We start from the raw sequence: 26832 nt of genomic DNA, 5'->3' as shown, positions 1-26832 counted from the left end.
GTGCTCATACGTGCTTGATGATCTTCGGGCGGCCGGGTGACGGCCGACTACGAGGTTATACGCCCTGACTGACAGAGCTCATATTGAAATCGGGGACCCGCAGCGCGGGCATCGCGGCCCTGGTGAACCAGTCGCCCCACTCCCTGGGCAGCGTCTTCTCCGTCCGCCCGGCCTCCGTGGCCCGGCCCAGCAGACCCACCGGCGACTCGTTGAACCGGAAGTTGTTCACCTCGCCGACGACCTCGCCGTTCTCGACCAGGTAGACGCCGTCCCGGGTCAGCCCCGTCAGCAGCAGCGTGGCCGGATCGACCTCGCGGATGTACCAGAGGCAGGTCAGCAGCAGCCCGCGCTCCGTGCCGGCCACCATGCCCTCCAGCGAGCGGTCCGTGCCGCCGTCCAGGACCAGGTTGCCGATCGCCGGTGCCACCGGCAGCCCGGTCAGGGCCGCGCTGTGCCGAGTGGTCGTCAGCCGGTGCAGCTCACCCGCGCGGATCCAGTCGGTGGCCGCCACCGGCAGCCCGTTGTCGAAAACCGACTGGTCGTCGCCGGAGGAGTGCGCGACCACGAAGGGCGCGCTCTCCAGCCCCGGCTCGTGCGGATCACTGCGCAGGGTCAGCGGCAGCTCGCCCAGCCGCTCGCCGACGCGCGTACCGCCGCCCGGCTTGGAGAACACCGTGCGCCCCTCGACCGCGTCCCGTCCCGAGGCCGACCACAGCTGGTAGATCAGCAGGTCCGCGACCGCGGTCGGCGGCAGCAGCGTCTCGTACCGGCCCGCCGGCAGCTCCACCCGCCGCTCGGCCCAGCCCAGGCGTACGGCGAGGTCGGCGTCGAGCGCCCCCGGGTCGACGTCCCTGAAGTCCCGCGTGGAGCGCCCCGCCCACGCCGACCGGGTCCGGTCGGGCGACTTGGCGTTCAGCTCCAGCGTCCCGCCCGGCTGGTCGTGCCGCAGCCGCAGCCCCGTGGAGGTCCCCACGTACGTCGACGTCATCTCGTGGTTGGCGAATCCGTACAGCTCCCGGCCGCCCGCACGCGCGCGGGCGAACGCCTCCCCGAGGGCGGGCGCGAAGTCCGCGAACACGGCCGAGGACGTCTCGGCGGGCGCGTCGGTGAAGTCGGGCGACTCGGGCACGCCGGTGACCAGCGGCTGCGCGTCCTCGGCGGGACCGGCGCCGCGGGCCGCGGCCTCGGCGGCCCGCACCAGGGGCTCCAGCTCGTCCACGGTCACCGCCGAGCGGGACACGACACCGGAGGCCGTGCCCTGCCGACCGTCGACGGTGGCGACAACGGTCAGCGTGCGCCCGCGCGTGACGCCGTTGGTGGTGAGCGCGTTGCCCGCCCAGCGCAGGTTGGCGGTGGACTCCTCGTCGGCGATGACGACGCAGCCGTCCGCCCGCGACAGCTCCAGCGCCCGCTCGACGATCTCGTGCGGCTTGCTCGTCAACGAAGTAATGCCGCCCGGCACACGCGCGCTCATCGACCCGCCTCCTGCGTGGTGTTCAGAATGTTGACTCCCTTGAAGAGGGCGGACGGGCAGCCGTGCGACACGGCCGCGACCTGTCCCGGCTGGGCCTTGCCGCAGTTGAAGGCCCCGCCCAGGACGTACGTCCGCGGGCCGCCGACGGCCGCCATGGAGCCCCAGAAGTCGGTGGTCGTCGCCTGGTAGGCCACGTCCCGCAGCTGACCGGTCAGCCGCCCGTTCTCGATCCGGAAGAAGCGCTGCCCGGTGAACTGGAAGTTGTAGCGCTGCATGTCGATGGACCAGGACCGGTCGCCGACGACATAGATCCCGCGGTCCACGCCCCCGATCAGATCCTCGGTCGACAGACCGCCCGGGTCGGGCTGGAGCGAGACGTTGGCCATGCGCTGCACCGGCACATGGGCGGGGGAGTCGGCGTAGGCGCACCCGTTGGACCGCTCGAACCCGGTGAGCCGCGCGATCCGCCGGTCGAGCTGGTAGCCCACCAGCGTGCCGTCCTTCACCAGCTCCCAGGACTGGCCCTCGACGCCCTCGTCGTCGTACCCGATGGTCGCCAGGCCGTGCTCGGCGGTGCGGTCGCCGGTGACGTTCATCAGCTCCGAGCCGTAGCGCAACTTGCCGAGCTGGTCGAAGGTGGCGAAGGAGGTGCCGGCGTACGCCGCCTCGTATCCGAGCGCCCGGTCCAGCTCGGTCGCGTGCCCGATGGACTCGTGGATCGTCAGCCACAGGTTCGACGGGTCGACGACCAGGTCGTACAGCCCCGCCTCGACGCTCGGCGCCCGCATCTTCTGGGCCAGCAGCTCCGGGATCTCGGCCAGCTCGGAGTCCCAGTCCCAGCCGGTGCCGGTCAGGTACTCCCAGCCGCGCCCGGCCGGCGGGGCCAGCGTCCGCATGGAGTCGAACTCGCCGCTGGAGTCGTCGACCGACACGGCGGTGAGCACCGGATGCAGCCGCACCCGCTGCTGCGTGGTCACGGTCCCGGCCGTGTCGGCGTAGAACTTGTTCTCGTGCACGGTGAGCAGCGAGGCGTCGACGTGGTCGACCCCGTCGGCCGCGAGCAGCCGCCCGCTCCAGTCGGCCAGCAGGGCCGACTTCTCCTCGTCGGGCACGGTGAAGGGGTCGATGTCGTACGACGAGACCCACGTCCGGTCGGCGTGCACGGGCTCGCCCGCCAGCTCCACGTGCTCGTCCGACCCGGCCGCCCGGATCACCTGCGCGGACAGCTTCGCCATCGCCACCGCCTGCGAGGCGACCTTCGCGGCGGCGTCCATGGTCAGGTCCACACCGGACGCGAAGCCCCACGTACCGCCGTGCACCACCCGCACCGCGTACCCGAGGTCGGTGGTGTCCGAGGACCCGGCGGGCTTGGCGTCCCTGAGGCGCCAGGAGGCGTTGCGCACCCGTTCGAGGCGGAAGTCCGCGTGCTCCGCCCCGAGCGCACGCGCGCGTGCGAGGGCGGCGTCGGCGAGGGCGCGTAGGGGGAGTGCCGTGAAGGCTTCGTCGATGCTGTGAGGCACCTGCGTCTCTTTCTGTCGACGTGACCGGTCGTCTGCCGCGACACCGGTGGCTGCGCCGCATCATGTCGCGTCGGGCCGGACCGCGACCACACCTTTGCCGCCGCGCGCGGTTACCCGTGGCCGGTCCGTTCTGTAGGGATCCGACAGTCAGCCCCGTAAGCCACTGTGGGTGCCCGAGTCTTCGCCGGGGGACGGGGCCCGATAGGTTTTCGATGAAGCCGCCTGCCGTAGCCGCCTGTCATCCGGGTGCTCGGGCGGACCACAGACCGCTAGGGAAAGGGTGATCCGTTGAGCCGCTCGGTTCTCGTCACCGGAGGCAACCGAGGCATCGGCCTCGCCATCGCCCGCGCTTTCGCCGACGCCGGCGACAAGGTCGCGATCACATACCGCTCGGGTGAGCCGCCGGAGGGCTTCCTGGCCGTCAGGTGCGACATCACCGACGGCGAGCAGGTGGAGCAGGCCTACAAGGAGATCGAGGAAGCGCACGGTCCCGTCGAGGTCCTGGTCGCCAACGCCGGCGTCACCAAGGACCAGCTCCTGATGCGCATGTCCGAGGAGGACTTCACCTCGGTCCTGGACACCAACCTCACCGGCACCTTCCGGGTCGTCAAGCGCGCCAACCGCGGCATGCTGCGCGCCAAGAAGGGCCGCGTCGTCCTGATCTCCTCCGTGGTCGGGCTCCTCGGCTCCGCGGGCCAGGCGAACTACGCCGCCTCCAAGGCCGGTCTGGTCGGCTTCGCGCGCTCCCTCGCCCGTGAGCTGGGTTCGCGCAACCTCACCTTCAACGTCGTCGCGCCCGGCTTCGTGGACACCGACATGACCAAGGTGCTCACCGACGAGCAGCGGGCCAACATCGTGTCGCAGGTGCCGCTGGGCCGGTACGCGCGGCCCGAGGAGATCGCCGCCGCGGTGCGGTTCCTCGCCTCGGACGAAGCGTCGTACATCACTGGAGCCGTCATTCCCGTTGACGGCGGACTGGGAATGGGTCACTGATCACCATGAGTGGAATTCTCGAGGGCAAGCGCGTCCTGATCACCGGTGTGCTGACGGAGGCCTCCATCGCCTTCCACACCGCCAAGCTGGCCCAGGAGCAGGGCGCCGAGGTCATCCTCACCGCGTTCCCGCGTCCCACGCTGACCGAGCGCATCGCCAAGAAGCTGCCGAAGCCCGCCAAGGTCATCGAGCTGGACGTCACCAACGACGAGCACCTCGGCCGGCTCGCGGACATCGTCGGCGAGGAGCTGGGCGGCCTCGACGGCGTTGTCCACTCCATCGGCTTCGCGCCGCAGGACGCGCTCGGCGGCAACTTCCTGAACACGCCGTTCGAGTCGGTCGCCACGGCCATGCACGTCTCGGCGTACTCCCTGAAGTCGCTGACCATGGCCTGCCTGCCGCTGATGCAGAACGGCGGCTCGGTCGTCGGCCTCACCTTCGACGCGCAGTTCGCCTGGCCGCAGTACGACTGGATGGGCCCGGCCAAGGCGGCCCTGGAGGCCACCAGCCGCTACATGGCGCGTGACCTGGGCAAGCAGAACATCCGCTGCAACCTCGTCTCGGCGGGACCGCTGGGTTCGATGGCCGCGAAGTCCATCCCAGGCTTCGGCGAGCTGGCCTCCGTGTGGGACAGCCGTTCCCCGCTGGAGTGGGACCTCAAGGACCCGGAGCCGGCCGGCCGCGGTGTCGTCGCGCTGCTGAGCGACTGGTTCCCGAAGACCACGGGCGAGATCGTGCACGTGGACGGCGGTCTGCACGCCATCGGCGCCTGACCGGACGCCTTTCGGGACCCGCATCCTCCTTGGGTGCGGGTCCTTGGTCTGCCGGCCTCGGGTCCGTCAGCCTCGGTCCGTCGTCCTCGGCGGGTCACCCGTCCGGCCCAGCCGGCCGGGCGGCGGGCCGGCCGTCGGCGCACGCTGGAGTCCGCGTTCCCCACGAGCCTTTCCTCCCCAGTGCCGCCGAGGAGGCCTCTTGTGCGTCCGCTCGCCCGCCTCGCCTCGGCGATCCTCGCCCTCGCCTGTGTGCTGGTCCTGCCCTACGAAGCGCTGTCCCACGCGCGCGTGGGCACCGGGGACTCCGCGCGGGCGGAGCTGTTCGGCTCGGAGTGCAGGGTCCGCGTCGACGACTCCGACGTGACCGCCCACTGCCACAACCCGTACCCGGTGACCGACTCCGTGCGGCTGCACGTCGAGTGCGCCCGCTGGTGGGACCTCGACAGCGACGCCGCCCCGGTCGAGGCCGGGCCGGCGCAGACCGTACGGCTGGACGGGCGGTGCTGGAAGGAGGTCCGGTCGGCGTGGGTCAGCCACCGGAGGGTGCGGTGAACCGGCCCGGGCGGCACAGGAACGGGTAGCCCGCCGCCTCCGATTCCGCGGTCCCGGCGTCGCCCGCGCGGATCGCGTCCACCAGCCTGGTGTGGTCCATGTGGCTCTCGGGCGTCAGCTCGCTGCCGACGTCGCCGCGCAGCCAGTCCCGCATCACCTCGCCCAGGTCCGCGTACATCGCGGTCATCACGTCGTTGTGCGAGGCGGCCACGACGGCCAGGTGGAAGGTCGCGTCCGCCGTCACGAAAGCCTCGGCGTCGCCCGACTCCCAGGCCTCCTCGCGGCGCACCAGGAGCGCGTCGAGCTGCTTGAGGTCCTTCTCCGTGCGTCGCTCCGCGGCGAGCCGGGCGGCGGACGACTCCAGGGTGGAACGCAGCTCGGCGATGTGCCGGGGGTCGGCCCCGGCGAAGCGGCGCTGCATCACGCCCGCCAGCTCACTGGTCGCCACGACGTACGTGCCGGAGCCCTGACGGATGTCCAGCAGGCCGTTGTGCGCCAGCGCCCGGACCGCCTCCCGGACCGTGTTCCGGGCGACCCCGAGCTGTTCGACCAGCTCGGGCTCCGTCGGGATGCGGGAACCGACCGGCCACTCGCCCGAGGCGATCTGCTGCCGCAGCGCCGCGATGACCTGCTCGGACAGTGCCGAGCGACGGGGATGGCTCAGAGGCATGGCTCACCTTCGCACGTGGAGTGGACAATCAATCATCCCATGATTCTATGATGGGCCTCATGGCTAGTGAGGAAACCCGGACGGAGACGCGTACGGAGACACGTACGGAATCGCGTACGGAAACGCGGATGCGCGAGATACCCGGCGAGGCGCCCAAGGTGCCCGGGACGCCCGGTACGCGCGCGTGGACGCCGTGGACGACCCGGCTGCTGATCCTCGGCATCGTCCTGGCCGCGGTCAACCTGCGCCCCGCCATCACCAGCCTGGGCGCCCTCCTGGAGGAGGTCCGCGACGGGCTCGGCATGAGCGGCAGCGCCGCCGGACTGCTCACCTCCGTCCCCCCGCTGTGCTTCGCCGTCTTCGGGGTCATGGCACCCCGGCTGGCCCGCCGCTTCGGGCCTGGCGCGGTGGTCTGCGCGGGCATGGCCGCCATCACCGCGGGCCTGCTGATCCGCCCGTACGCCGGCGGGACGGCCGGCTTCCTGGCCGCCACCGCGGTCGCGCTGATGGGCATCGCGGTCAGCAACGTCCTGATGCCGGTCATCGTCAAGCGCTACTTCCCCGACCGGGTCGGCTCCATGACCGGCCTCTACTCGATGGCCCTCGCCTTCGGCACCTCCGTCGCCGCCGCGGCGACCGTGCCGGTGTCGAACGCCCTGGGCGGCCACTGGCAGCCCGGCCTCGCGCTGTGGGCCGTGGTGGGGGCGGCCGCCGTCCTGCCGTGGATCCCGTTCGTGCGCCACCGCGAGGCACCCTCCGCCGCGTCGCCCGCCCCGTCCGCGGAGCGGCCCGCCGAGCCCGCCGCCGAACAGGCCCCGCTACGGATCACCCGCAGCCGTACCGCCTGGGCGCTCGCCGTCTTCTTCGGCCTCCAGGCCACCGCCGCCTACATCACGATGGGCTGGATGGCGCAGATCTTCCGGGACGCCGGGGTCTCCGCCGGCACGGCCGGGCTGCTGCTCGCCGTGATCATGGTGATGGGCGTGCCGCTCGCCTTCGTCATCCCGCGCGTGGCCACCCGCCTGCCCCACCAGGGCCCGATCGTCCTGGTCCTGGGCCTGTGCGGGCTCGCCGGCTACGCCGGGCTGTACTTCGCCCCGGCCGGCGGCGCCTGGGCCTGGGCCCTGCTGCTCGGCGTGTCGAACTGCGCCTTCCCGCTCGCGCTGACCATGGTCGGCATGCGGGCCAGGACCGGCGCGGGCGTCGCCCAGCTGTCGGCCTTCGCGCAGAGCACCGGCTACCTGATCTCCATCCCCGGCCCGCTCCTGGTCGGCGTGCTCTACCAGCACAGCGGCGGCTGGGGCCTGCCGATCGCGCTGATGAGCGCCCTGATGGTGCCGCAGATCGTGGTGGGCGTCCTGGCCGGCCGCGACCGCACGGTGGAGGACGAGGCGGCCCGCTGAGCGGGCAGGCGGCCCGCCCTGCACCGCCCTGGCGGCGGATGCGAGACTTGCCGCATGCCAGTCCTCGACCCGAACCCCCAGAACGGCCAGAAGAAGATGCTGCTCGTCTTCGGCGGCTTCCTCGCGATCTTCGTGATCATCGGCATCATCGCGACGATCGCCTCGCCGTGACCCCGCTCCCGGCCGGATGGTGGGGTTAACCCCCCATCCCCTAGGGGGCCAGGGTCAGGGTCAAGTGGGTGGACCTCCGGATGGGTTGGCGCCCGCGGATTCCGTAGCTTCGAGATGTGCCCGCGACAGGCGGACGCGGAGCACGGACCAGGGACGCTCGAAGACCAGCGGAGGCACTCATGTCGGCCCCTACCTACACCCGGCCTCCCCGCGCGACCCGGGGCGGCGTCGACATCCGGCTCCCCTGGTGGGCCCTCGCCCTGCCCGTGCTCGCCTTCGTGGCGCTGCTCCTGCTGCTACTCAACCCCGCCGACGCGCACGCGGCCACCGAGCAGCCGGCCATCGCCCACCTGCTGGAGCGGCTGCTCCAGCTGACCGTGGGCTGAGGCCGGGCCGGACCCGGGCCCGGACGCGCGTACGGCGGTGAACCCGCATGTCAACTACCTGCGCCCCGTGGCCTGTTTCATGCGAAGCTGGATGCCATGAGCGTCGCAGAACCCCGCAGGATTGTCCTTTTCCGGCATGCGAAAGCCGACTGGCCACAGGTGACCGACCACGAGCGACCGCTCGCTGATCGGGGTCGCAAGGACGCCGCAGAGGCCGGGCGACGGCTGGCGGACACCGGTCTCGCCTTCGACCAGGCCCTGTGCTCCACCTCGGCCCGGACCCGCGAGACCTGGAAGCTCGCCGTCCATGAGTTCCCGCACCGGCCGAAAACCGTCTACGAGGAGCGGATCTACGAGGCCTCGCCCGGCGAGCTGATCGCCGTGCTCAACGAGACCCCCGACGACCTGCGGAACGTGCTGGTGGTCGGCCACAACCCGGGCATGGAGGGACTCACCGAGATCCTGGCCGGCTCGGCCGAGGACGAGGCGCGTGGACGGATGGGGCGCCGGGGCTTCCCGACCGCCGCCTTCGCCGTCCTGACCTTCACGGGCTCCTGGAAGGACGTGGAGCCCGGGGCGGCCTCCCTGGTCGACTACTGGGCGCCGACCGACTGATCCGGCCCCACGCGGCGGGCCCGGCACCGTACGGGCCCGGGCCCTCGTCGTACCGGACGCCGTTCCCGCGTGCCGCCGGGCCGCGGCGTACCGCCGGGCCGCGGCGTACCGCACGGCCGCGGCGTACCGCACGGCCGTCGCGTACCGCCCGCCCGTCCTCGGTTCAGAGCCGGTCGAGGGGCACGCCGAGGCCCTCGTCCAGCGTGTCCGCGGCCTCGACCTCCTCGCGGGTGATGCCGAGCAGGTAGAGGACGGTGTCCAGGAAGGGCACGTTCACCGCGGTGTGCGCCGCCTCGCGCACCACCGGCTTGGCGTTGAAGGCGACCCCGAGACCCGCCGCGTTCAGCATGTCCAGGTCATTCGCACCGTCGCCGATCGCCACGGTCTGTGACAGCGGTACGCCCGCCTCGGCGGCGAACCGTCGCAGGAGCCGCGCCTTGCCCGCCCGGTCCACGATCTCCCCGGTGACCCGGCCGGTCAGCCTGCCGTCGACGATCTCCAGGGTGTTGGCCTGGGCGAAGTCCAGCCCCAGCCGCTCCTTGAGATCGTCGGTGACCTGCGTGAATCCGCCGGAGACGACCCCCACCTGGTAGCCGAGCCGCTTCAGCGTGCGGATCAGTGTGCGGGCACCCGGCGTCAGCCGCACCTCGGCGCGGACCTTGTCCACCACCGAGACGTCCAGCCCCGCCAGCAGCGCCACGCGCGCGTGCAGCGACTGCTCGAAGTCCAGCTCCCCGCGCATCGCGGCCGCCGTCACGTCGGCGACCTTGTCCTCGCACCCGGCGTGCGCGGCGAACAGCTCGATGACCTCGTCCTGGATCAGCGTGGAGTCCACGTCCATCACCACCAGGCGCTGCGCCCGCCGGTGCAGTCCCGCCGAGACGACCGCGACGTCCACACCGAGCGCAGCGGCCTCGGTGGCCAGCGCCGTGCGCAGGGGCTCGGTCGCCACGCCGGACACCGCGAACTCGACGGCGGTCACGGGGTATTTGGCAAGCCGGAAGATACGGTCGATGTTGCTGCCGGACTCGGTGATCCGGGCCGTTATGGCGGCCGTAGCCTCGGCGGTGAGCGGGTGCCCGAGCACCGTGACCAGGGAGCGGCCGAGACCGCGCGGCCGGTTGTCGCCGATACCGGAGATGATCTCCGCCTGGAGTTTCAGCGACTCGGCCCAGCCGTGGACGGTCGCCCGCAGATCGCCCTCCAGACCGCGGGGCGGCTCGGTCACGAGCGCGCACAACACGATCCGGCCACGGGTGACGACCTGCTCGATGTCGACGACGTCGACGGAGTAGCCGGCGAGGGTGTCGAACAGGCCGGCCGTGATGCCCGGCCGGTCCTTGCCGAAGATCTTGACGAGAAGCGTGGGAACGTCAGAGGTCTGCGTAGCGCTCATGGTGGTCCAACCGTATCCGGCACCCGGTGCCTGCCGCCCCTGAGGTCCGCCTGACGGACAGGGCGTGCACCACCCCCTCCCTCACTGCCCGTCCCTCGGCCTCCTCGGCGGCGCGGGTGGTGGCGGAGGCGGGGGCGGCGGGCCCTCGCCCCAACGGCGTGACGGCGGCCGTTCCCCCGGCCGGGGTGGCCGCCGTGGTGCTCCCGGCGGCGGCCCGAGCGGGCCGGCCACCGTGGGGGCGCCGTACACGTCGCCGCCCTGGTGGTGTGGGTCGGCGTGCTGTCCGGCGGCACCCTGCCCTTCTCCCGGCCGCCCCGGATACGGATTGGTGCCCGGCTCGGGCGGCCTGTGCGGCGTATCCGGCCGGTACGGACCCGAGGCGGACGCCCCGTGCCCCGCACCGCCCGCGCCCCCGGCATCCCCCACCGCACCACCCACCGCCACCGCCCCGGCACCCCGTGCCACCCCCGTCGCCCGCACCCCCGTCGCCCGCACCCCCGCCGCCCCGCTCGCCCGCGCCAGCAACGCCCCGGCGGCCCCCGCCACCGCACCCCACAGGGCGCCCAGCAGCAGGGCCGTGCCGAGGTGGGCGTGCAGGTCGAGGCCCGCGCCGAAGGCGTCGATGCCGAGCACCGACAGGGAGGCGTCCAAGGACACCTCGGTCAGCCAGGACAGCAGCGGCAGCGCCGCCGCGGTCGCGATGCCGAGCCGCAGCGCGCAGCGCCCCACGAACGCGGGGGAGCGCGACTCGCCGGGCGCCACGGGCGTCCGTACCGCCGTAAGTACCCCGGCCAGCAGCATCATCAGGGCCGCCGCCACCCCCAGCAGCCACACCCGTCCGTCCAGCTCCGCCAGCCGCGCCAGGGTGACCGGCTCGTCGGCGTCCGCGCCCAGCAGGTCGTCCAGCGGAGCGAGGAGAACCCGGACAAGTTCGCCGGTGGCCCGCCCGTCCCACGGCACGAACAGGCCGACCGGGACGCCGAGCCAGGCCCCGTTCGGTGCACCGAGGAGCGCGGCGCCCGCGATCCGCCGCGGATGGTCGTCGCCGACCGCCGCGTAGGCCGCCGCCGCGCAGCCGGCCGCCACCGCGGTCAGGGCCACCGTGACCACGGCGGACACGGCGGGCCGCACCACCCGGTGCACCGCCGCGCACCCGCGCGGCAGGGGAGTACGGCGCGAAGCCAGCAGCGCGATCAGCAGGACCCCGGCGGACCAGGCCAGCCCGCCCAGCAGGGTCGGCGCGGTGTCGACGCTGATACCGACCGCGGCCTCGGCGTCGACGAGGTCACCGATCCGGTCGGGGAGCAGCCCACCGATGTCACCCACGTCCCCGAGCCCCGGAATCTCCAGGCCGCCACCGCCACCGCCGGGCAGCTCGTCGATTCCCAGCGAACCGCCGTCGATCGTGATGATGTCGTGACCCGCCCAGACCAGACCACCCGTCATCGCCACGAACAGGGCGACCACCGCACCCGCGCGTGCGAGGAGTTCGGCGAGGGAGACGACAACTCCGGCCCCGCGCAGGGAGCGCAGGAAGAAGAACGACAGCAGCAGCGCGCCGACCAGGCTCACGCCCAGTGGCGTGATCTCGATGGCCGTGTACGCCTCCGCCCCCTTCAGTCCGAACGCCGACACGTCTCCGTCCGGTGTCACCGAACCGCCCGCACCCAGCGCCACGACCGCCGCCGTCATCGGGCCCAGCGAGCCCGCCGCGTCCGCGTCCAGCAGATGCAGACCGAGCGCCGCCGTTCCCGCCATGCCGATCAACGCCCAGCTCACAGAGGCGATCGCGGACAGCAGCACGTCTCCCCACGGCACCCTGGCGGCATACCCCTCGGAGCCGACGCTCGTGCACGCGCTCATGGCAGACCCCCCGATCCGCTGCGCGGCGGAGTTGCCGCGCATGTCCCCCTCGCGTGGATTACCACTCTCCGGGCAGGTTTCAACTCCGTCAACCGGATCGGCCGATGGGTGCCTACGCAGTTTTCACAAGGCCCGACTTTCGGTCAGGGGCCCGAGCCTGAAATAGTTCCCCCCGATGTTCGACATCCCTAGACTCCCCGCGACGGGGGTACATCGGGGGACAACTCAGTGGGGCTTGGAGTGCCGGAACTCGTACTGGAATGCAATGGACGGACCTGGACGCTCGATCCGTCCCGGTCATACGCGCTCGGACGCGATCCGCAGGGGGAGCTTGTCTTTGACGACGCCAGGGTGTCCTGGCGTCATGCCACGATCACTTTCAACGGCCGCAGTTGGGTCGTCGAGGACCACGGGAGCACCAACGGCACGTTCGTGCACGGGCAGCGGGTCCAGCGGATGGAGCTCGGCGCCGGCAGCGTGCTGAACCTGGGCAACGCGACCGACGGACCGCGCGTCGACCTGACCGGCGCACAGGCCCCGGCCGGAACGCCGCAGGCCCAGCCCCAGCAGGCGCCGCAGGCCCAGCCCCAGCAGCAGCCGTACGCCGCACAGGGCGCGAGCGCCGGCTGGGCCCAGCAGGCCCCGGCACAGCAGCCGCCGCATAAGGTCCCGCAGCACGGGCAGCAGCCCCAGCAGCCCCAGCAGGGCGGCTGGCAGCAGCCGCAGCAGCAGGCCGCGCCGCACTTCCCCCAACAGCAGGGCTCCGGTGGCGCGGCGGGGGCGCCGCCGGTCTACGGCGACCGCAGCCCGACCACGTTCCACCAGTTCTCGCTCGGCCGTGTGATGCGCATCGGCCGTGCCCTGGAGAACGAGCTGGTCGTCTCCGACCTCCAGGTCTCCCGCAACCACGCGGAGTTCCACGCGACGCCCGACGGGCGCATGGAGATCCGTGACCTGGGCTCGCACAACGGCACGTACGTCAACGGCCAGCCGATCGCCAAGGGCGGCTCGCAGCTGCTCGGCCCGACCGACATCGTCGGCGTCGGCCACTCGACGTTCCGGATCGTCGGGGACCGGCTCGAGGAGTTCGTCGACACCGGTGAGGTCTCCTTCTCCGCCCGGCACCTGACCGTCACGGTCGACGGCGGCAAGCAGATCCTCAGGGACGTCTCCTTCGGCGTGCCCGAGAAGTCGCTGATCGCGGTCATCGGACCGTCCGGATCCGGTAAGTCGACCCTGCTCAAGGCGCTCACCGGCTACCGGCCGGCCGACCAGGGCGAGGTCCTCTACGACAACCGGAACCTGTACAAGCAGTTCGCCGAGCTGCGGCAGCGCATCGGTCTGGTCCCGCAGGACGACATCCTGCACAAGGAGCTGACCGTCAGGAAGGCCCTCACGTACGCGGCGAAGCTCCGCTTCCCGGCCGACACCACGGCCGCGGAGCGCAACGCCCGCATCGACGAGGTGCTGCGCGAGCTCAAGCTGGACATCCACAAGGACAAGAAGGTCACGTCCCTGTCCGGCGGCCAGCGCAAGCGCGTCTCCGTCGCCCTGGAGCTGCTCACCAAGCCGTCGCTGATCTTCCTGGACGAGCCGACCTCCGGCCTCGACCCGGGCATGGACCGCGACGTCATGCAGCTGCTGCGCGGGCTGGCCGACGACGGCCGCACCGTCCTCGTCGTCACCCACTCGGTGGCCGAGCTGGCGATCTGCGACAAGCTGCTGGTGATGGCGCCGGGCGGCTCCGTGGCCTACTTCGGTCCGCCCGAGGAGGCACTGAACTTCTTCGGCTACGACACCTGGGCCGACGTCTTCTCCGCCTTCGAGGAGTACCGCGACTACGACTGGGCGGGCCGCTGGAAGGGCTCGCAGCACTACCAGATGTACGCCGCGGACATCGACGCCGTCGCGCCGCAGTCCGTACAGGTACCTGCGATGCAGGCGATGAAGCCGCCGAAACCACAGGGCTGGATGTCGCAGTTCGTCACCCTGGTGCGGCGCTACGTGTCGGTGATCGTCTCCGACAAGGGCTTCCTCGCCCTGATGGTGATCCTGCCGGCCGTGCTGGGCGCGGTGAGCCTGCTGATCGACGCGGACAAGGGTCTGCTGCCCAACCCGCCCAACCCGCAGAGCGGCCGGATCATTCCGAACGGCACCGCCACCACCGTCCTGCTGATCCTCGCGGTGGGAGCCTGCTTCGCCGGCGCCGCGAACTCGGTCCGTGAGCTGATCAAGGAACGGGTGATCTACGAGCGGGAACGCGCGACCGGCCTGTCGCGGTCCGCGTACCTGATGTCCAAGGTCTTCGTGCTCGGCATGATCACCGTGCTGCAGGGTCTGCTGGTCGGTGTGATCGGCTTCGCCAACCGTGAGATCCCCGAAGAGGGGCTGATCCTCGGCGGCGCGACCCTTGTCGAGCTGTCACTGCCGATCATGGCGCTGGGCTTCACGTCGATGATGTTCGGCCTGATCATCTCGTCGCTGGTGAAGACCGCCGAGAAGACCATGCCGCTGCTGGTCATGTTCGCGATCATCCAGGTCGTCTTCACCGGCTGCCTCTTCGCGCTGAACGGCGCGGTCGGCGTCAACCAGTTCTCGTACCTGATGCCCTCGCGCTGGGCGGTGGCCGCGGCCGGTGCCACGCTGGACTTCAACAAGATCAGTCCGCCCGAGGAGGGCGCCGACGCCGATCCGCTGTGGGAGCACACCGTGGGCGCCTGGGGCATGGACATGGCCGCGCTGATCGTCCTGGGCGTGATCTGCGGCTTCTTCGTGGCCCGCTTCCTGCGCCGGCACGAGCCCGAGGTCATGCGCAAGTGACGTGTGACCGCGGGTGACCGCGGCGAGACGCCCCGAAGGGCGGCACCCCGTCAGGAGGGTGCCGCCCTTCGGCGTTCGGTGCGGCGTCTGTGCCGGCGTCGGTGTGAAGAGGTCCGCGCCGACCTCAGTACGCGCTGTCGACGTTGTCCATGGTGCCGTACTTGTCCGCGGCGTAGTTGCAGGCCGCGGCGATGTTGGCGACCGGGTCGTAGATGTTCTTCGAGGTGCCGGGCACGTGGTAGGCCTCGAAGGTCGGCGGGATGACCTGGAGCAGACCCTTCGACGGGATGCCGTTGATGGCGTTGATGTCCCAGTCGTTGATGGCCTTCGGGTTGCCGGACGACTCCCGCATGATGTTGCGGTGGATGCCGTCGTAGCTGGCGGGGATGTCGTGCTTCTTCAGGACGGCCCGGGCCTCGCGGATCCAGCCGTCGAGGTTGTCCGGGTAGGACTTCTTGGCCTCGGCGCGCTTGGCGGACCGGCTGGCGGCATCCTTCGCTTCACGCTCGGCGGCGGCCTTCTTCGCGGCCTTCTTCGCCGCGGTCTTCTCGGCGGCGGCCTTCTTCGTGGCCGCCTCCTTCTTGGCCTCGATGGTGGCGACCTTCTGGCCGGCGCCGGCCGCCTGGCCGGTGACGCCGGCGTGGACGTCCTGGATCTGCTTGGTGCTGTACGCCACCTTGGCCGTCGGAGCGGCCTCGCTCGTGGTCGTCTGGCCGCTGGCCGGCACGGCGGTGAGGGCGACGGCGGCGGCGCCGAGCGTGCCGACACCGGCTATCGCGGCCTTGTGCGTGCGGGTCAGGGAACGACTGCGACCACGGGAAAGGATGTTCTTGAGCATGGCGGGATAGACCTCTTCGAATAGCGCGGAGGTCGCTCTCGTCCGGTGGGGACAGGGGTGCTTCCGGCACAAACGCCGCGGGGGAGAACCCACGGCGCTGAGCGACGAGAGCAATTCTTAGCGGCCGCAAAATTCGGAGGCAAAGGTGTGACGTACGATCCGGGGTAGTGGATCAGGGAACGGCGAAACGGTGCAGATTGGACCATCTGCCCCGCTCAAAACGGACGAGTCGTACTCCTACTCCCCTTCGTACGTGACGTGCGCCCTATGCGCGGGCTCACATCGACCCCCCGTCCTTCTCACCGTTGGTTGCTGGAGCAATGCACTGTGTGAGTGGCTGCGCGGCCCCTCCTACGGCAGGAGGAGATGCACGTCGCCGAACTCGTGCCACAGGTAGCGCCCCCGTACCGCCGCGTCGTACCCGATGTCGATAGCCGCCCGCCCCGCCACCGCCTCCAGCATCAGCAGATGCGAGGCCTCGGGCTCGTGCAGCCCGGTCAGCAGCCCGTCCACCACCCGCACCCCGCGCTCCGGAGTCACGACCAGATCGGTCCACCCCGCCCGGGCCCGTACGACACCGTCACCGCCGGCCGCCGACTCCACCGCCCGCACGGCGGTCGTCCCCACGGCCACCACCCGCCGTCCGGCGGCCTTCGCGGCGGTGATCAGCCGCGCCGACTCCCCGGGCACCGAGAACCGCTCCGGATACGGCGGCTCGTGCGACTCCGCCGAAGCCACCCCCGTGTGCAGCGTCACCGGCGCGAACTGCACACCGCGACTCACCAGCTCCGTCACCAGCCGCGCCGTGAAGGGCCGCGCCGCGCTCGGCATCTCCGCGCTGCCCGTCCCGTCGGGCGTCGGAAGCGCGAAAACCGTCTGGTACACGGACAGCGGCTGGTCCCGCTCCGTGTACGAGTAGCGAATGGGCCGCCCGTGCTCCCGCAGCACCGCGGTCACCTCCGCCCCCGACACCCGCACCCACCACAACCGGTCCCCGCGCGTACTCAACGGCTCCACCGCCACCAGCCGCCCACCGCCGGGCAGCCGCACCACCGTCCCCTCCGCCACGCACGCACGCGCGCGCGTGGTGCCCCTCCCGTCCGGCTCCCGCAGCTCCACCGCCCACCGGCTGTCGTCCCCGCGCGTGGAGAAGTGCACCACCACGCGCGCGTGCCCCACGGACCCGTCGACCGCGGCCGCCAGCGTGGGCGACGTGTTGACCACCAGCAGATCCCCGGCCCGCAGCAGCCCCGGCAGCTCCGCGAACACGTGATGCGACACCTCGGTGCCCCGCGACACCAGCAGCCGTACACCGTCCCGGTCCAGGCCCGGCCCCCGCTGCTCGGCCGGCACCCGCGCCGACAGTTCCTCCGGCACCCTCAGCGCCACCGTCATGACCGCGCCTCCAGCAGGGCCGGAGCCCCGTAGCGCCCACTGGTCGGCCGCTCGTCCAGCAACCGCAGGAGCGCCGGGACGACCCGCACCGGATCGGGCCTCGGATCGTCGTCGTCCGGTACGGCCGCCGCGTACAGGTCCGTGGCCATGTCCCCCGGATCCACCGCCCAGACCCGCAGCCCCGGCTCCTCGACGCCCAGCACCGCCGCCAGCTGGTCCAGCGCCGCCTTGGACGCCCCGTAGCCGCCCCACGTCTCGTACGCCTCGGCCGCCGCGTCCGAGCTGATCGTCAGCACCGCGCCCGCCGGAGCCGCCCGCAGCGCCGGCAGCGCCTCCTGGACCAGGCCCAGCGCGGCCACGACGTTCACCTCCAGGGCCCGCCGCAGCCCGTCCGCCGGCAGCTCCGCCAGCCGCACCAGAGGCTCAGCGCCCAGCGCGCTCGCGTTGCTGACCAGCAGATCCACCCCGCCCAGCCGCCCCGCCTCCGTCACCAGCCCGGTCCGGTGCCAGGGGTCGGTGACGTCCCCGGGCAACGCCGTCACGCGCGTGCCGTACGCCTCCAGCGCCGCCGCCGTGTCCTTGAGCACCTCAGGGGTCCGGGCGTCGAGCACCAGGTCCCAGCCCCGAGCCGCCAGCGCCTCGGCGAGCGCTCGGCCCAGTCCCTTCGACGCTCCCGTGATGATCGCGACCGGCATGACACACGTCCCCTCGTCGTCCCCGCCGCCACCCGTCCGGTACGGCGTGATCCTCAACGTAGGAACCGGGCCCCGCCCGCCGCCTCGGGCACCGGCCCCAACCGGGCAGGGCCCTTCGCCCTAGGCCGGAAGGGCGGGACTTCCGTCCTAGGCCCACCGCCCTAGGCGGCGGCGGTCACAGGTCCGATCCCCCCTGTCACCCCCCGCCGGTACCGTGAGGACATGAGTCACGGCCCCCGGTCCGGCCTCGCCGCGGTGAGTTCCGCGCTGCTGGCCATGAGCAGGCATCTAGAGGTGCGCGACGTCCTCAAGACGATCGTCGCCTCGGCCCGCGAGCTGCTCGACGCCCAGTACGCCGCCCTCGGCGTCCCCGACGACCACGGCGGCTTCGCCCAGTTCGTGGTCGACGGCGTCAGCGACGAGCAGTGGAAGGCCATCGGCCCCCTGCCGCGCCAGCACGGCATCCTCGCCGCGATGCTCCACGAGGCCACGCCCGAGCGACTCGCCGACGTCCGCGAGGACCCCCGCTTCGGGGGCTGGCCCTCCGCCCACCCCGACCTGGTGGACTTCCTGGGGCTGCCGATCCGCGACGGCGACGAGATCATCGGGGCCCTGTTCCTCGCCAATAAGCTGCCCCCTGTGGGGGGACACCCCCCACACCCCCCGTGCCCCGAACCCGAGGGCACCTGCGGCTTCACGCCGGACGACGAGGAACTGCTCGGCATCCTCGCCCAGCACGCCGCCATCGCCCTCACCAACGCACGCCTGTACGAACGCAGCCGCGAGCTGACCATCGCCGAGGAGCGCTCCCGCCTCGCCCACGAGCTGCACGACGCGGTCAGCCAGAAGCTCTTCTCGCTGCGCCTGACCGCCCAGGCCGCCACCGCCCTGGTCGACCGCGACCCCGCGCGGGCCAAGGGCGAGCTGCAGCAGGTCGCCGCCCTCGCCGCGGAGGCCGCCGACGAGCTGCGCGCCGCCGTCGTGGAGCTGCGCCCCGCCGCTCTGGAGGAGGACGGCCTCGTCGCCACCCTGCGCACCCAGATCCAGGTCCTCGACCGCGCCCACACCGCGCGCGTGACCTTCGCGGGACACGGGGTCAAGGCCCTGCCCGCCGCCCAGGAGGAGGCGATGCTGCGCGTCGCCCAGGAGGCGCTGCACAACGCCCTGCGCCACTCCGCCGCGGCACGCGTCGACGTGACCCTGCACCGCAGGGGCACCGGGGCCGTACTGCGGGTCACCGACGACGGCAGCGGCTTCGACCCGCGCACGGTGCGCCGCGCGGGACGCCACCTCGGCCTGGTCTCGATGCGAGACCGGGCCAACGGCACCGGGGGAAGACTCACCGTGCAGTCCGCGCCCGGCAAGGGCACCACGATCGAGATGGAGGTCCCCGGTGGCTGACGCAATCAAGGTGCTGCTCGTCGACGATCACCAGGTGGTCCGCCGGGGCCTGCGCACCTTCCTGGAGGTGCAGGACGACATCGTGGTGGTGGGGGAGGCCGCCGACGGCGCCGAAGGAGTCGACCGCGCCCAGGAACTGAAACCCGACGTGATCCTCATGGACGTCAAGATGCCCGGCATGGACGGCGTCGAGGCGCTGCGCAGGCTCCGCGAGCTGGACAACCACGCGCGCGTGCTGGTCGTCACCAGCTTCACCGAGCAGCGCACCGTCGTCCCGGCCCTGCGCGCGGGCGCGGCGGGTTACGTCTACAAGGACGTCGACCCCGACGCGCTGGCGGGTGCCATCCGCTCCGTCCACGCCGGCCACATCCTGCTCCAGCCCGAGGTCGCCGGCGCCCTGCTGAGCCAGGAGGAGAGCAATTCCGGCCAGGGCAGGGCGGGTTCACTCACGGAGCGCGAGCGCGAGGTGCTGGGCCTGATCGCGGACGGCCGCTCCAACCGGGAGATCGCCCGGGCGCTGGTGCTCTCCGAGAAGACCGTCAAGACCCACGTCTCGAACATCCTCATGAAGCTCGACCTGGCGGACCGCACCCAGGCCGCGCTGTGGGCCGTACGCCACGGCGTGACCGGCTGACGGAAGGTTCCCTTCCGGTCGGAGATTCATACCGTCGTGGGAATGTCCCCCATATGGCGCATCCTTTGCGGGGTCCGGCCGTTCTCCAGTGCGTGCCGCGGCGACTGCCGCGGCAATCGCAAGGAGGGCTTGTAAGTGAAGAACCTGAAGAAGGCAGCGGCCGTGACGATGGTGGCCGGCGGGCTGATCGCCGCCGGCGCGGGGATGGCCTCCGCCACCGACGGCTCCCAGGCCCACGGCGAGGCCATCGGCTCCCCGGGCGTCGCCTCCGGCAACCTCGTCCAGGCGCCGATCCACATCCCGGTCAACGCCGTCGGCAACAGCGTCAACGTCATCGGCGTCCTGAACCCGGCCTTCGGCAACCTGGGCGTCAACCACTGACCCAGATCGCCAACGATGCCTGCGGCCTCCCGGGACCCCGGGAGGCCGATCGGCACCAACCAGCCTGTCCGGCGCTTGAGGACGAGGCCGTTCAGGCCGAAAGCGGGGTCTGGGGGCGCAGCCCCCAGCTCGCTCACACCAAGGCGGGGTACGGGCCGGCGAACGATCACCTCACCCCCGTTCCTCCACAACGGAGTTGTACGCCGCGACCAGGGCCCGCCGAGCCGTCCGCTCCACCGGCCGCAAGGCTTCCCCCCGTGCCGCCATCTCGGACGCGCTCACCGCACCACCGTGACCGTTCTCATACGCCAGCGACACCAGCGCCCCCACCCGCTGCGCCAACTCCAGTACCCGCACCGCCCGCGGCGGATACCCCGGCGCCAGTACCTCCCGACCGCGTTCGGCCCGCGCCCGGTACGCCGCGACCGCCGCCTCCGCCACCGGCCCCGACCCGGCCACGTCCAGCCGCGTCAGCACCTCCGTCGCGTCACGCAGCGCCTCCGCCAGCTCCCGCTCCGCCTCCCCGAGCGAGGGCACGTCCGCGGGCGGCGCCTCCCGCACCGGCAGGCAGTGCCAGACGACCTCGACATGCACGTCACCCTCGGGCCCGGCCTCGTGCACCTCCGGCACCAGCCCCACCGCCGCACCGTGACAGACCACCGCCTCCTCCGCCTCCAGCGCCCGCGCGTTGAAGTCCGGCGGCCCGCTCAGCCCCAGCGGATGACCCGGCGCGGGCAGCGCCACCCGCAGCCCCGTCGCCCCGAGCGCCCGCAGCCGGCCGAGCGCCAGCGTGAGACCGACGGGCGCCGGTTCGCCCGGCAGCCCCTCCACCCGGTGCACCGCGTCCTCCCCGACGATCGCCACCGCGGCGTCATCAGGCGAGACCATTCCGGCAATAAGGGCATTTCCCCAGGCGGCAAGGCGCCCTGCGCGTGGTTCCGAGAGCATGCCCCCACCCTAAGGACCGGACCGATGGAACGGTGATGCCGACCGGTGGCGTAGATTTCCTGGAGGGCCTGCGCCCACCGGCGCGGCGGCCCGAGCCAAGGCGTACGCGACAGCCGAGACCGGCCACAATGCAAGGGGAGACAACGCGCTCATGAGCGATGTTCTGGAGCTTCAGGACGTATCCGTGGTCCGCGAGGGCCGGGCTCTGGTGGACCAGGTCTCCTGGTCGGTGAAGGAGGGCGAACGCTGGGTCATCCTCGGCCCCAACGGCGCCGGCAAGACCACCCTCCTCAATGTCGCGTCCAGCTACCTCTACCCCAGCCAGGGCACCGCCACCATCCTCGGCGAGACCCTCGGCAAGCCCGGCACCGACGTCTTCGAGCTGCGCCCGCGCATCGGCATGGCCGGCATCGCCATGGCCGACAAGCTGCCCAAGCGTCAGACGGTCCTGCAGACGGTCCTGACCGCCGCGTACGGCATGACGGCGGGCTGGCACGAGGACTACGAGGACATCGACGAGCAGCGCGCCCGCGCCTTCCTCGACCGCCTCGGCATGACCGAGTACCTGGAGAGGAAGTTCGGCACCCTCTCCGAGGGCGAGCGCAAGCGCACCCTCATCGCCCGCGCCCTGATGACCGACCCCGAGCTGCTGCTCCTGGACGAGCCGGCCGCCGGCCTCGACCTCGGCGGCCGCGAGGACCTCGTCCGCCGCCTCGGCCGCCTCGCCCGCGACCCCATCGCACCCTCCATGATCATGGTCACCCACCACGTCGAGGAGATCGCGCCGGGCTTCACCCACGTCCTGATGATCCGTCAGGGCAAGGTCATGGCCGCCGGCCCGCTGGAGCTCGAACTCACCTCCCGCAACCTCTCCCTCTGCTTCGGACTCCCGCTCGTCGTCGAGCAGAACGGCGACCGCTGGACCGCACAGGGCCTGCCCCTGTCCTGACCCGCCCGCCCCGTGCGCCCTGTCCCCAGCCCACCCGACGGACCTACCATGACCATGTGAACGACATCGACGCATGGGTGTGGTGGCTCGTCGCCGCGGCAGCGCTCGGAATCCCGCTCGTCGTGACCGCGATGCCGGAGTTCGGGATGTTCGCCGTCGGCGCGGTCGCCGCCGCCGTGGCCTCCGGGTTCGGCGCGGACCTCGTCGTCCAGGTCCTCGTCTTCGTCGTCGTATCGGTCGCCCTCATCGCGGTCGTACGGCCCGTCGCCGCCCGGCATCGCTCCCAACGGCCCCAACTGGCCACGGGAATCGACGCCCTGAAGGGCAGACAGGCCGTCGTCGTGGAGCGGGTCGACGGCTCCGGTGGCCGGATCAAACTCGCCGGCGAGATCTGGTCGGCACGCGCACTGGACACCGGGCGCGCCTTCGAAGCGGGTGAGGAAGTCGACGTCGTGGACATCGAGGGGGCCACGGCGATCATCATGTGACCCGCCGTGCGCAAGTGGCCCGAACGGCCCCCGAGTCGTGCGACGGTCTGTCAGACTCGACCAGCAAGATCCTCAACAGCCGTAAGATCAGCAGTCGTCAGGGTCGGAGAAGGGGACGGACAACCACGATGGAACCGGTCATCATCGTCTTGATCATCCTGGTGGTGTTGGTCTTCATCGCCCTGATCAAGACCATCCAGGTCATCCCGCAGGCCAGCGCCGCCATCGTCGAGCGCTTCGGCCGCTACACGCGGACACTGAACGCGGGCCTCAACATCGTGGTCCCCTTCATCGACACCATCCGCAACCGCATCGACCTGCGCGAACAGGTCGTCCCCTTCCCGCCGCAGCCGGTCATCACCCAGGACAACCTGGTCGTCAACATCGACACCGTCATCTACTACCAGGTGACCGACGCCCGCGCCGCGACCTACGAGGTGGCCAGCTACATCCAGGCCATCGAGCAGCTCACCGTCACCACCCTGCGCAACATCATCGGCGGCATGGACCTGGAACGGACCCTGACCTCCCGCGAGGAGATCAACGCGGCCCTGCGCGGCGTCCTCGACGAGGCCACCGGCAAGTGGGGCATCCGCGTCAACCGCGTCGAGCTCAAGGCCATCGAACCGCCCACCTCCATCCAGGACTCGATGGAGAAGCAGATGCGCGCCGACCGCGACAAGCGCGCCGCCATCCTCCAGGCCGAAGGTGTCCGGCAGTCCGAGATCCTGCGCGCCGAGGGCGAGAAGCAGTCCCAGATCCTGCGCGCCGAAGGTGAGGCCAAGGCCGCCGCCCTGCGCGCCGAGGGTGAGGCCCAGGCCGTCCGCACGGTCTTCGAGGCCATCCACGCCGGCGACCCGGACCAGAAACTGCTCTCCTACCAGTACCTCCAGATGCTCCCGAAGATCGCCGAGGGCGACGCCAACAAGCTCTGGATCGTCCCCAGCGAAATCGGCGACGCCCTCAAGGGCCTGTCGGGAGCCATGGGCAACTTCGGCGGCCTGGGCGGCGGCGGAGGCAACGCCACCCCCAGCGTCCCCGCCCAGGAACGCCGAGAGAAGCCGACGATCGACTAGTCAGTTTTTTCCGCCGGTCCCCATCCGCGCCCCGAAAGGGGCGCGGGGCTCTGTCGATATGCGGCTCCGCCGCGTGGGCGCGACCAGCCACACACAACCCGCAGCCGGGCAGCAAGCCCAAACCCCGACGGCGCAGCCGTCACGCCGCGTCCAGCACCAACCACCCCGGCAGCGCCTCGAAGTCATCCCGAGCCAGCGCCAGCAACATCGCATCGGCGGGCGTAGGCTCGAACGGCTCCCGAAGCAACGGCATCCCCGCCTGCTCAGGCGTCCGGTTCGCCTTGCGGTGATTGTCCTGCGCACACGAGGCCACCGTGTTCAGCCACGAGTCCCGCCCACCGTGCGACCTCGGCACCACGTGGTCGACGGTCGTCGCCCGCCGCCCGCAGTACGCGCACCGGTGCCGGTCCCGGACCAGCACGCCCCGCCTCGACCAGGGTGCGCGTCTTCGAAAGGGCACCCGTACGTATTGGCAGAGCCTGATCACCCGCGGAGCCGGTATGTCGAGCGCGGCTCCGCGCATCCGCAGTTCGGGGTGGGCCTGCTCGACGACGGCCTTGTCCTGGAGCACCAGAACGACGGCTCGGTTCAACGTCACCGTCGACAACGGCTCGAAGCTCGCGTTCAGCACCAGCGTGTCCCGCATACCAGCCCACCTCCCGTGTGCACCGGCCCACCCCGTGGCGGGCTGGGATCAACTCTGGCCGGGCACGCCGAGATGGACAACGCAATATCCGCTGCTCCAGGGGCGACGATGCCCCCCGCCACCCCTGGCAATAAAATGCCCGCCCCTGATCCATTCCAAGACCGGGGGCGGGCAAACGTTCCATGAACGCTCGGAACGCTCAGCTGTCGGCGGGAATCTCGTACTCACCGATCAGCTGGGCACGCGCGATCGTGTGGAACCGCAGATTGAAGCCGACGAACGCCGGGCTCCCCTCCGCGTCCGGGCCGAGCTTCTCCTGGTCCACGGCGTACACCGTGAACACATACCGGTGCGGCCCGTCCCCGGGCGGCGGCGCGGCACCGCCGAAGTCCTTGCTGCCGTAGTCGTTGCGCGCGTGTACGGCACCCTGGGGCAGCCCCTCGAACGTGCCGCTGCCCGCGCCCACCGGCAGCTCGGTCACCGACGCCGGAATGTCGAACACCACCCAGTGCCAGAACCCGCTGCCCGTGGGGGCGTCCGGGTCGTAGCAGGTCACGGCGAAACTCTTGGTCTCGGCGGGGTAGCCCTCCCACCGCAGCTGCGGAGAGGTGTCGCCGGCCGCGTGGACCTGAGCGTCCTTGAGCGTCCCGCCCTCCTGGACGTCGTCACTCGTGACCGTGAACGACGGCACGGGCGGGTGGAAGTCATGGGGGAGCGGACGCCGCTTCAGCTCGGTCACCTCGGTACCTCCTGATGGTCTTCTGGTGCAGAGGTGACCGAGCCTAGATCCATCAGAACCAGTTGCGCTTGCTGCCGACCTCCGACAGCCACTGGTTGAGGTACGCCGTCCAGTCGGTGCCCTGGTAGTCGTTCAGTCCCACCTTGAAGGAACGGAACGTGTCACTGCCCTCGCTGAACAGCCCGGGCTTCTTGTCCATCTCCAGGACGACGTCCATCGCCTGCGCGTCGGCCACGAAGCTCAGCTCGACCTGGTTCAGACCCCGGTACTGCTGCGGCGGCAGGAACTCGATCTCCTGGTAGAAGGGCAGCTGCTGCCGCGTCCCCCGGATGTGGCCACGCTCCATGTCGGCGCTCTTGAACCGGAAGCCCAGCCCGATGAACGCGTCCAGGATCGCCTTCTGCGCCGGCAGCGGATGCACGTTGATCGGGTCCAGGTCACCGGAGTCCACGGCACGCGCGATCTCCAGCTCCGTGGTGACGCCGATGTTCATCCCGCGCAGCGACTGCCCGTCGATCATCGTGATCGGGGTCTCCCAGGGGATCTCCAGACCGAACGGCACCGCGTGCACGACACCGGCCTTGAGCTCGAAGGCACCACCCAGCCGCACCTTGGTGAACTCGATGTCCTGCTTGTGTTCCTGGTCGCCGCTCTCCACCTCGACCTTGGCCTGGAGCCCGACGGACAGCCCCTCGATCTCCTGGTCGACGGACCCGCCCTGGATCCGCACCTCGCCCTGGACGACACCCCCCGGTACGACGTTGACCTCGTTGAGCACGGTCTCGACCGAAGCCCCGCCGGCCCCCAGGCTCGCGAGCAGCTTCTTGAACGCCATGTCTCTCCCTCTCCAGGCTTGCGTGTGAACCCTTGATCCCTACAAACGCGATCCGGCCGTGGCCGGTTCCGCGTCCCACACCCTGGCAAGCCGGACGCCCTCTGGCCACCCCGCGCACGGACCCGGCTGCGTTACGCTCGGACGGCATGATCGCGAGCCCCGACCGTACGCCCCTGCCCAGGGAATTCTTCGACCGGCCCGTCCTCGAGGTGGCCCCCGACCTCCTGGGCCGCATCCTCGTGCGCGACACCCCGGACGGTCCGATCGCCCTCCGCCTGACGGAGGTCGAGGCCTACGACGGTCAGAACGACCCCGGCTCGCACGCCTACCGCGGTCGCACCCCCCGCAACGACGTGATGTTCGGTCCGCCCGGACACGTGTACGTCTACTTCACCTACGGCATGTGGTTCTGCATGAACCTGGTGTGCGGTCCCGACGGCACCGCGAGCGCCGTTCTGCTCCGCGCCGGCGAGATCATCGAGGGCGCCGAGCTGGCCCGGACCCGTCGACTCTCCGCCCGCAATGACAAGGAACTGGCCAAAGGACCGGCCCGCTTGGCCACCGCCCTGGGCGTGGACCGGGCACTGGACGGCACCGACGCGTGCACGTCCGAGGCCACCCCTCTCCGCATCCTGACCGGCGCCGCCGTGCCGCGCGACCAGGTACGCAACGGTCCACGGACCGGCGTGGCCGGCGAGGGCGGCGTTCATCCGTGGCGCTACTGGGTCGCCGACGACCCGACGGTCAGCCCGTATCGGGCCCATGTCCCGAAGCGGCGCCGAAGTTGACTCTCCTTTGGGGGGCGCGTAACGTAGCCCGAGCCGCTTGACCCGGTTACGGCATTCGCCAGCAGCCGAGAGCGGCCAACCCACTACCTACGACTTCCCTCAGCGGGAGCGAATTCGGCGTGCCCGCATGCCCGAATTCAACTCGCCGGACCCGATTATGAGTCCACGGAGAAATCGGCTAGCGTAGTGAATGTCGAAAGGCCGACGGACGAAAGCCCGAGGGCCAAGACAAAATCCCGCCGACGGGGAATCAGACCGAAAAGGATCTGATAGAGTCGGAAACGCAAGACCGAAGGGAAGCGCCCGGAGGAAAGCCGCGAGAGATTATCTCGGGTGAGTACAAAGGAAGCGTCCGTTCCTTGAGAACTCAACAGCGTGCCAAA

27 protein-coding genes are annotated in these 26832 nt (G+C 71.3%); 15 read left to right on the top strand and 12 right to left on the bottom strand.

Going from position 1 to position 26832, the window contains the following annotated elements:
• Positions 1-55 precede the first annotated feature (55 nt).
• Positions 56-1474, bottom strand: coding sequence for a metallopeptidase TldD-related protein (locus tag ACFWR9_RS24290; RefSeq protein WP_383845633.1), 1419 nt, complete (start codon positions 1472-1474; stop codon positions 56-58).
• Positions 1471-2994 (bottom strand): TldD/PmbA family protein, encoded by a 1524-nt coding sequence (locus ACFWR9_RS24285; RefSeq protein ID WP_383845631.1) that lies wholly within the window; start codon positions 2992-2994, stop codon positions 1471-1473. Before ACFWR9_RS24285 ends, ACFWR9_RS24290 begins: the two co-directional genes overlap by 4 nt.
• A gap of 288 nt (positions 2995-3282) precedes the next feature.
• Between ACFWR9_RS24285 and fabG the strand changes: the two genes are divergently transcribed.
• From fabG to ACFWR9_RS24270, 3 genes are all read left to right on the top strand, one after another.
• Complete coding sequence (gene fabG / locus ACFWR9_RS24280) at positions 3283-3987, top strand: 3-oxoacyl-[acyl-carrier-protein] reductase (protein ID WP_383845629.1); 705 nt, start codon at positions 3283-3285, stop codon at positions 3985-3987.
• Between the two features lie 5 nt (positions 3988-3992).
• Positions 3993-4760 carry an enoyl-ACP reductase FabI gene (gene fabI / locus ACFWR9_RS24275; protein WP_383845627.1) on the top strand — a complete coding sequence of 256 codons (768 nt, stop codon included), beginning with the start codon at positions 3993-3995 and terminating at the stop codon, positions 4758-4760.
• Between the two features lie 201 nt (positions 4761-4961).
• On the top strand, positions 4962-5312 hold the full coding sequence (locus tag ACFWR9_RS24270) for a hypothetical protein (protein WP_383845625.1): 351 nt from the start codon (positions 4962-4964) through the stop codon (positions 5310-5312).
• On the opposite strand, the gene ACFWR9_RS24265 is transcribed toward ACFWR9_RS24270, so the two are convergent.
• Positions 5290-5982: a FadR/GntR family transcriptional regulator gene (locus tag ACFWR9_RS24265; RefSeq protein WP_383845623.1), complete on the bottom strand. Its 693-nt coding sequence runs from the start codon at positions 5980-5982 to the stop codon at positions 5290-5292. The genes ACFWR9_RS24270 and ACFWR9_RS24265 overlap by 23 nt on opposite strands.
• A gap of 128 nt (positions 5983-6110) precedes the next feature.
• Here ACFWR9_RS24265 and ACFWR9_RS24260 point away from each other — a divergent pair, with 128 nt between their 5' ends.
• From ACFWR9_RS24260 to ACFWR9_RS24245, 4 genes are all read left to right on the top strand, one after another.
• Complete coding sequence (locus tag ACFWR9_RS24260) at positions 6111-7385, top strand: CynX/NimT family MFS transporter (RefSeq protein WP_383845621.1); 1275 nt, start codon at positions 6111-6113, stop codon at positions 7383-7385.
• Between the two features lie 54 nt (positions 7386-7439).
• A complete protein-coding gene (locus tag ACFWR9_RS24255) occupies positions 7440-7556 on the top strand; it encodes an SGM_5486 family transporter-associated protein (RefSeq protein ID WP_107420105.1) in 117 nt (38 codons plus the stop codon).
• Positions 7557-7735: 179 nt separating this feature from the next.
• Positions 7736-7942: a hypothetical protein gene (locus ACFWR9_RS24250; protein ID WP_383845619.1), complete on the top strand. Its 207-nt coding sequence runs from the start codon at positions 7736-7738 to the stop codon at positions 7940-7942.
• Positions 7943-8038: 96 nt separating this feature from the next.
• Complete coding sequence (locus ACFWR9_RS24245) at positions 8039-8557, top strand: SixA phosphatase family protein (RefSeq protein ID WP_383845617.1); 519 nt, start codon at positions 8039-8041, stop codon at positions 8555-8557.
• Between the two features lie 163 nt (positions 8558-8720).
• Here the strand turns inward: ACFWR9_RS24245 and serB are convergent, their stop codons facing one another.
• Positions 8721-9953, bottom strand: a complete 1233-nt coding sequence (serB, locus tag ACFWR9_RS24240) for a phosphoserine phosphatase SerB (RefSeq protein ID WP_383845615.1) — start codon at positions 9951-9953, stop codon at positions 8721-8723.
• An 81-nt stretch (positions 9954-10034) separates the two neighbouring features.
• A complete protein-coding gene (locus tag ACFWR9_RS24235) occupies positions 10035-11816 on the bottom strand; it encodes a streptophobe family protein (RefSeq protein ID WP_383845613.1) in 1782 nt (593 codons plus the stop codon).
• Positions 11817-12056: 240 nt separating this feature from the next.
• On the opposite strand from ACFWR9_RS24235, the gene ACFWR9_RS24230 reads away from it, so the two are divergent.
• Complete coding sequence (locus tag ACFWR9_RS24230) at positions 12057-14636, top strand: FHA domain-containing protein (protein WP_383845611.1); 2580 nt, start codon at positions 12057-12059, stop codon at positions 14634-14636.
• A gap of 124 nt (positions 14637-14760) precedes the next feature.
• Here the strand turns inward: ACFWR9_RS24230 and ACFWR9_RS24225 are convergent, their stop codons facing one another.
• The 3 genes from ACFWR9_RS24225 to ACFWR9_RS24215 form a co-directional block, all read right to left on the bottom strand.
• Positions 14761-15474, bottom strand: a complete 714-nt coding sequence (locus ACFWR9_RS24225) for a transglycosylase SLT domain-containing protein (protein WP_383845609.1) — start codon at positions 15472-15474, stop codon at positions 14761-14763.
• A 351-nt stretch (positions 15475-15825) separates the two neighbouring features.
• Positions 15826-16869 (bottom strand): S-adenosylmethionine:tRNA ribosyltransferase-isomerase, encoded by a 1044-nt coding sequence (locus ACFWR9_RS24220; protein WP_383845607.1) that lies wholly within the window; start codon positions 16867-16869, stop codon positions 15826-15828.
• Positions 16866-17564, bottom strand: coding sequence for an SDR family NAD(P)-dependent oxidoreductase (locus ACFWR9_RS24215; RefSeq protein ID WP_383845605.1), 699 nt, complete (start codon positions 17562-17564; stop codon positions 16866-16868). The genes ACFWR9_RS24220 and ACFWR9_RS24215 overlap by 4 nt, the downstream gene beginning before the upstream one ends.
• Positions 17565-17786: 222 nt before the next feature.
• On the opposite strand from ACFWR9_RS24215, the gene ACFWR9_RS24210 reads away from it, so the two are divergent.
• The 3 genes from ACFWR9_RS24210 to chpE all read left to right on the top strand — a co-directional run bounded on the left by ACFWR9_RS24210 (position 17787) and on the right by chpE (position 19980).
• On the top strand, positions 17787-18965 hold the full coding sequence (locus ACFWR9_RS24210; protein WP_383845603.1) for a GAF domain-containing sensor histidine kinase: 1179 nt from the start codon (positions 17787-17789) through the stop codon (positions 18963-18965).
• Positions 18958-19599: a response regulator gene (locus tag ACFWR9_RS24205; protein ID WP_383845601.1), complete on the top strand. Its 642-nt coding sequence runs from the start codon at positions 18958-18960 to the stop codon at positions 19597-19599. Before ACFWR9_RS24210 ends, ACFWR9_RS24205 begins: the two co-directional genes overlap by 8 nt.
• Positions 19600-19734: 135 nt before the next feature.
• Complete coding sequence (gene chpE, locus ACFWR9_RS24200) at positions 19735-19980, top strand: chaplin ChpE (RefSeq protein WP_376357924.1); 246 nt, start codon at positions 19735-19737, stop codon at positions 19978-19980.
• 171 nt (positions 19981-20151) lie between these two features.
• On the opposite strand, the gene ACFWR9_RS24195 is transcribed toward chpE, so the two are convergent.
• A complete protein-coding gene (locus ACFWR9_RS24195) occupies positions 20152-20928 on the bottom strand; it encodes a hypothetical protein (RefSeq protein ID WP_383845599.1) in 777 nt (258 codons plus the stop codon).
• A gap of 151 nt (positions 20929-21079) precedes the next feature.
• Here ACFWR9_RS24195 and ACFWR9_RS24190 point away from each other — a divergent pair, with 151 nt between their 5' ends.
• The 3 genes from ACFWR9_RS24190 (at position 21080) to ACFWR9_RS24180 (ending at position 23441) form a co-directional block, all read left to right on the top strand.
• Entirely contained in the window at positions 21080-21877 is a 798-nt protein-coding gene (locus ACFWR9_RS24190) for an ABC transporter ATP-binding protein (RefSeq protein ID WP_234953224.1), read from the top strand.
• Between the two features lie 56 nt (positions 21878-21933).
• A complete protein-coding gene (locus ACFWR9_RS24185; protein ID WP_383845597.1) occupies positions 21934-22365 on the top strand; it encodes an NfeD family protein in 432 nt (143 codons plus the stop codon).
• A 128-nt stretch (positions 22366-22493) separates the two neighbouring features.
• A complete protein-coding gene (locus ACFWR9_RS24180) occupies positions 22494-23441 on the top strand; it encodes an SPFH domain-containing protein (protein WP_383845595.1) in 948 nt (315 codons plus the stop codon).
• Between the two features lie 139 nt (positions 23442-23580).
• On the opposite strand, the gene ACFWR9_RS24175 is transcribed toward ACFWR9_RS24180, so the two are convergent.
• The 3 genes from ACFWR9_RS24175 to ACFWR9_RS24165 all read right to left on the bottom strand — a co-directional run bounded on the left by ACFWR9_RS24175 (position 23581) and on the right by ACFWR9_RS24165 (position 25661).
• Entirely contained in the window at positions 23581-24087 is a 507-nt protein-coding gene (locus ACFWR9_RS24175) for an HNH endonuclease (RefSeq protein ID WP_383845593.1), read from the bottom strand.
• A 199-nt stretch (positions 24088-24286) separates the two neighbouring features.
• Positions 24287-24826 (bottom strand): YbhB/YbcL family Raf kinase inhibitor-like protein, encoded by a 540-nt coding sequence (locus tag ACFWR9_RS24170; protein ID WP_383845591.1) that lies wholly within the window; start codon positions 24824-24826, stop codon positions 24287-24289.
• Between the two features lie 52 nt (positions 24827-24878).
• Positions 24879-25661: a sporulation protein gene (locus ACFWR9_RS24165; RefSeq protein ID WP_383845589.1), complete on the bottom strand. Its 783-nt coding sequence runs from the start codon at positions 25659-25661 to the stop codon at positions 24879-24881.
• Positions 25662-25807: 146 nt separating this feature from the next.
• On the opposite strand from ACFWR9_RS24165, the gene ACFWR9_RS24160 reads away from it, so the two are divergent.
• Positions 25808-26449, top strand: coding sequence for a DNA-3-methyladenine glycosylase (locus tag ACFWR9_RS24160; RefSeq protein WP_383845587.1), 642 nt, complete (start codon positions 25808-25810; stop codon positions 26447-26449).
• The last annotated feature ends 383 nt before the right edge of the window (positions 26450-26832 follow it).

This window comes from Streptomyces sp. NPDC058534 (assembly GCF_042717365.1).
In the GTDB taxonomy this organism is placed as follows: domain Bacteria; phylum Actinomycetota; class Actinomycetes; order Streptomycetales; family Streptomycetaceae; genus Streptomyces.
The sequence above is the reverse complement of the archived record's forward strand: the minus strand, read 5'-3'. Positions and strand labels throughout refer to the sequence as shown.

Excerpts from the sequence above, each read along its gene's own strand:
- ACFWR9_RS24180 (WP_383845595.1), top strand. The coding sequence starts at position 22,494 with ATGGAACCGGTCATCATCGTCTTGATCATCCTGGTGGTGTTGGTCTTC.
- ACFWR9_RS24175 (WP_383845593.1), bottom strand. The coding sequence starts at position 24,087 with ATGCGGGACACGCTGGTGCTGAACGCGAGCTTCGAGCCGTTGTCGACG.
- ACFWR9_RS24225 (WP_383845609.1), bottom strand. The coding sequence starts at position 15,474 with ATGCTCAAGAACATCCTTTCCCGTGGTCGCAGTCGTTCCCTGACCCGC.
- ACFWR9_RS24255 (WP_107420105.1), top strand. The coding sequence starts at position 7,440 with ATGCCAGTCCTCGACCCGAACCCCCAGAACGGCCAGAAGAAGATGCTG.
- ACFWR9_RS24190 (WP_234953224.1), top strand. The coding sequence starts at position 21,080 with ATGAGCGATGTTCTGGAGCTTCAGGACGTATCCGTGGTCCGCGAGGGC.
- ACFWR9_RS24215 (WP_383845605.1), bottom strand. The coding sequence starts at position 17,564 with ATGCCGGTCGCGATCATCACGGGAGCGTCGAAGGGACTGGGCCGAGCG.
- ACFWR9_RS24210 (WP_383845603.1), top strand. The coding sequence starts at position 17,787 with ATGAGTCACGGCCCCCGGTCCGGCCTCGCCGCGGTGAGTTCCGCGCTG.
- ACFWR9_RS24250 (WP_383845619.1), top strand. The coding sequence starts at position 7,736 with ATGTCGGCCCCTACCTACACCCGGCCTCCCCGCGCGACCCGGGGCGGC.
- ACFWR9_RS24220 (WP_383845607.1), bottom strand. The coding sequence starts at position 16,869 with ATGACGGTGGCGCTGAGGGTGCCGGAGGAACTGTCGGCGCGGGTGCCG.
- ACFWR9_RS24290 (WP_383845633.1), bottom strand. The coding sequence starts at position 1,474 with ATGAGCGCGCGTGTGCCGGGCGGCATTACTTCGTTGACGAGCAAGCCG.
- serB (WP_383845615.1), bottom strand. The coding sequence starts at position 9,953 with ATGAGCGCTACGCAGACCTCTGACGTTCCCACGCTTCTCGTCAAGATC.
- ACFWR9_RS24160 (WP_383845587.1), top strand. The coding sequence starts at position 25,808 with ATGATCGCGAGCCCCGACCGTACGCCCCTGCCCAGGGAATTCTTCGAC.
- ACFWR9_RS24195 (WP_383845599.1), bottom strand. The coding sequence starts at position 20,928 with ATGCTCTCGGAACCACGCGCAGGGCGCCTTGCCGCCTGGGGAAATGCC.
- ACFWR9_RS24260 (WP_383845621.1), top strand. The coding sequence starts at position 6,111 with ATGCGCGAGATACCCGGCGAGGCGCCCAAGGTGCCCGGGACGCCCGGT.
- ACFWR9_RS24235 (WP_383845613.1), bottom strand. The coding sequence starts at position 11,816 with ATGAGCGCGTGCACGAGCGTCGGCTCCGAGGGGTATGCCGCCAGGGTG.
- ACFWR9_RS24265 (WP_383845623.1), bottom strand. The coding sequence starts at position 5,982 with ATGCCTCTGAGCCATCCCCGTCGCTCGGCACTGTCCGAGCAGGTCATC.
- ACFWR9_RS24165 (WP_383845589.1), bottom strand. The coding sequence starts at position 25,661 with ATGGCGTTCAAGAAGCTGCTCGCGAGCCTGGGGGCCGGCGGGGCTTCG.
- fabI (WP_383845627.1), top strand. The coding sequence starts at position 3,993 with ATGAGTGGAATTCTCGAGGGCAAGCGCGTCCTGATCACCGGTGTGCTG.
- ACFWR9_RS24245 (WP_383845617.1), top strand. The coding sequence starts at position 8,039 with ATGAGCGTCGCAGAACCCCGCAGGATTGTCCTTTTCCGGCATGCGAAA.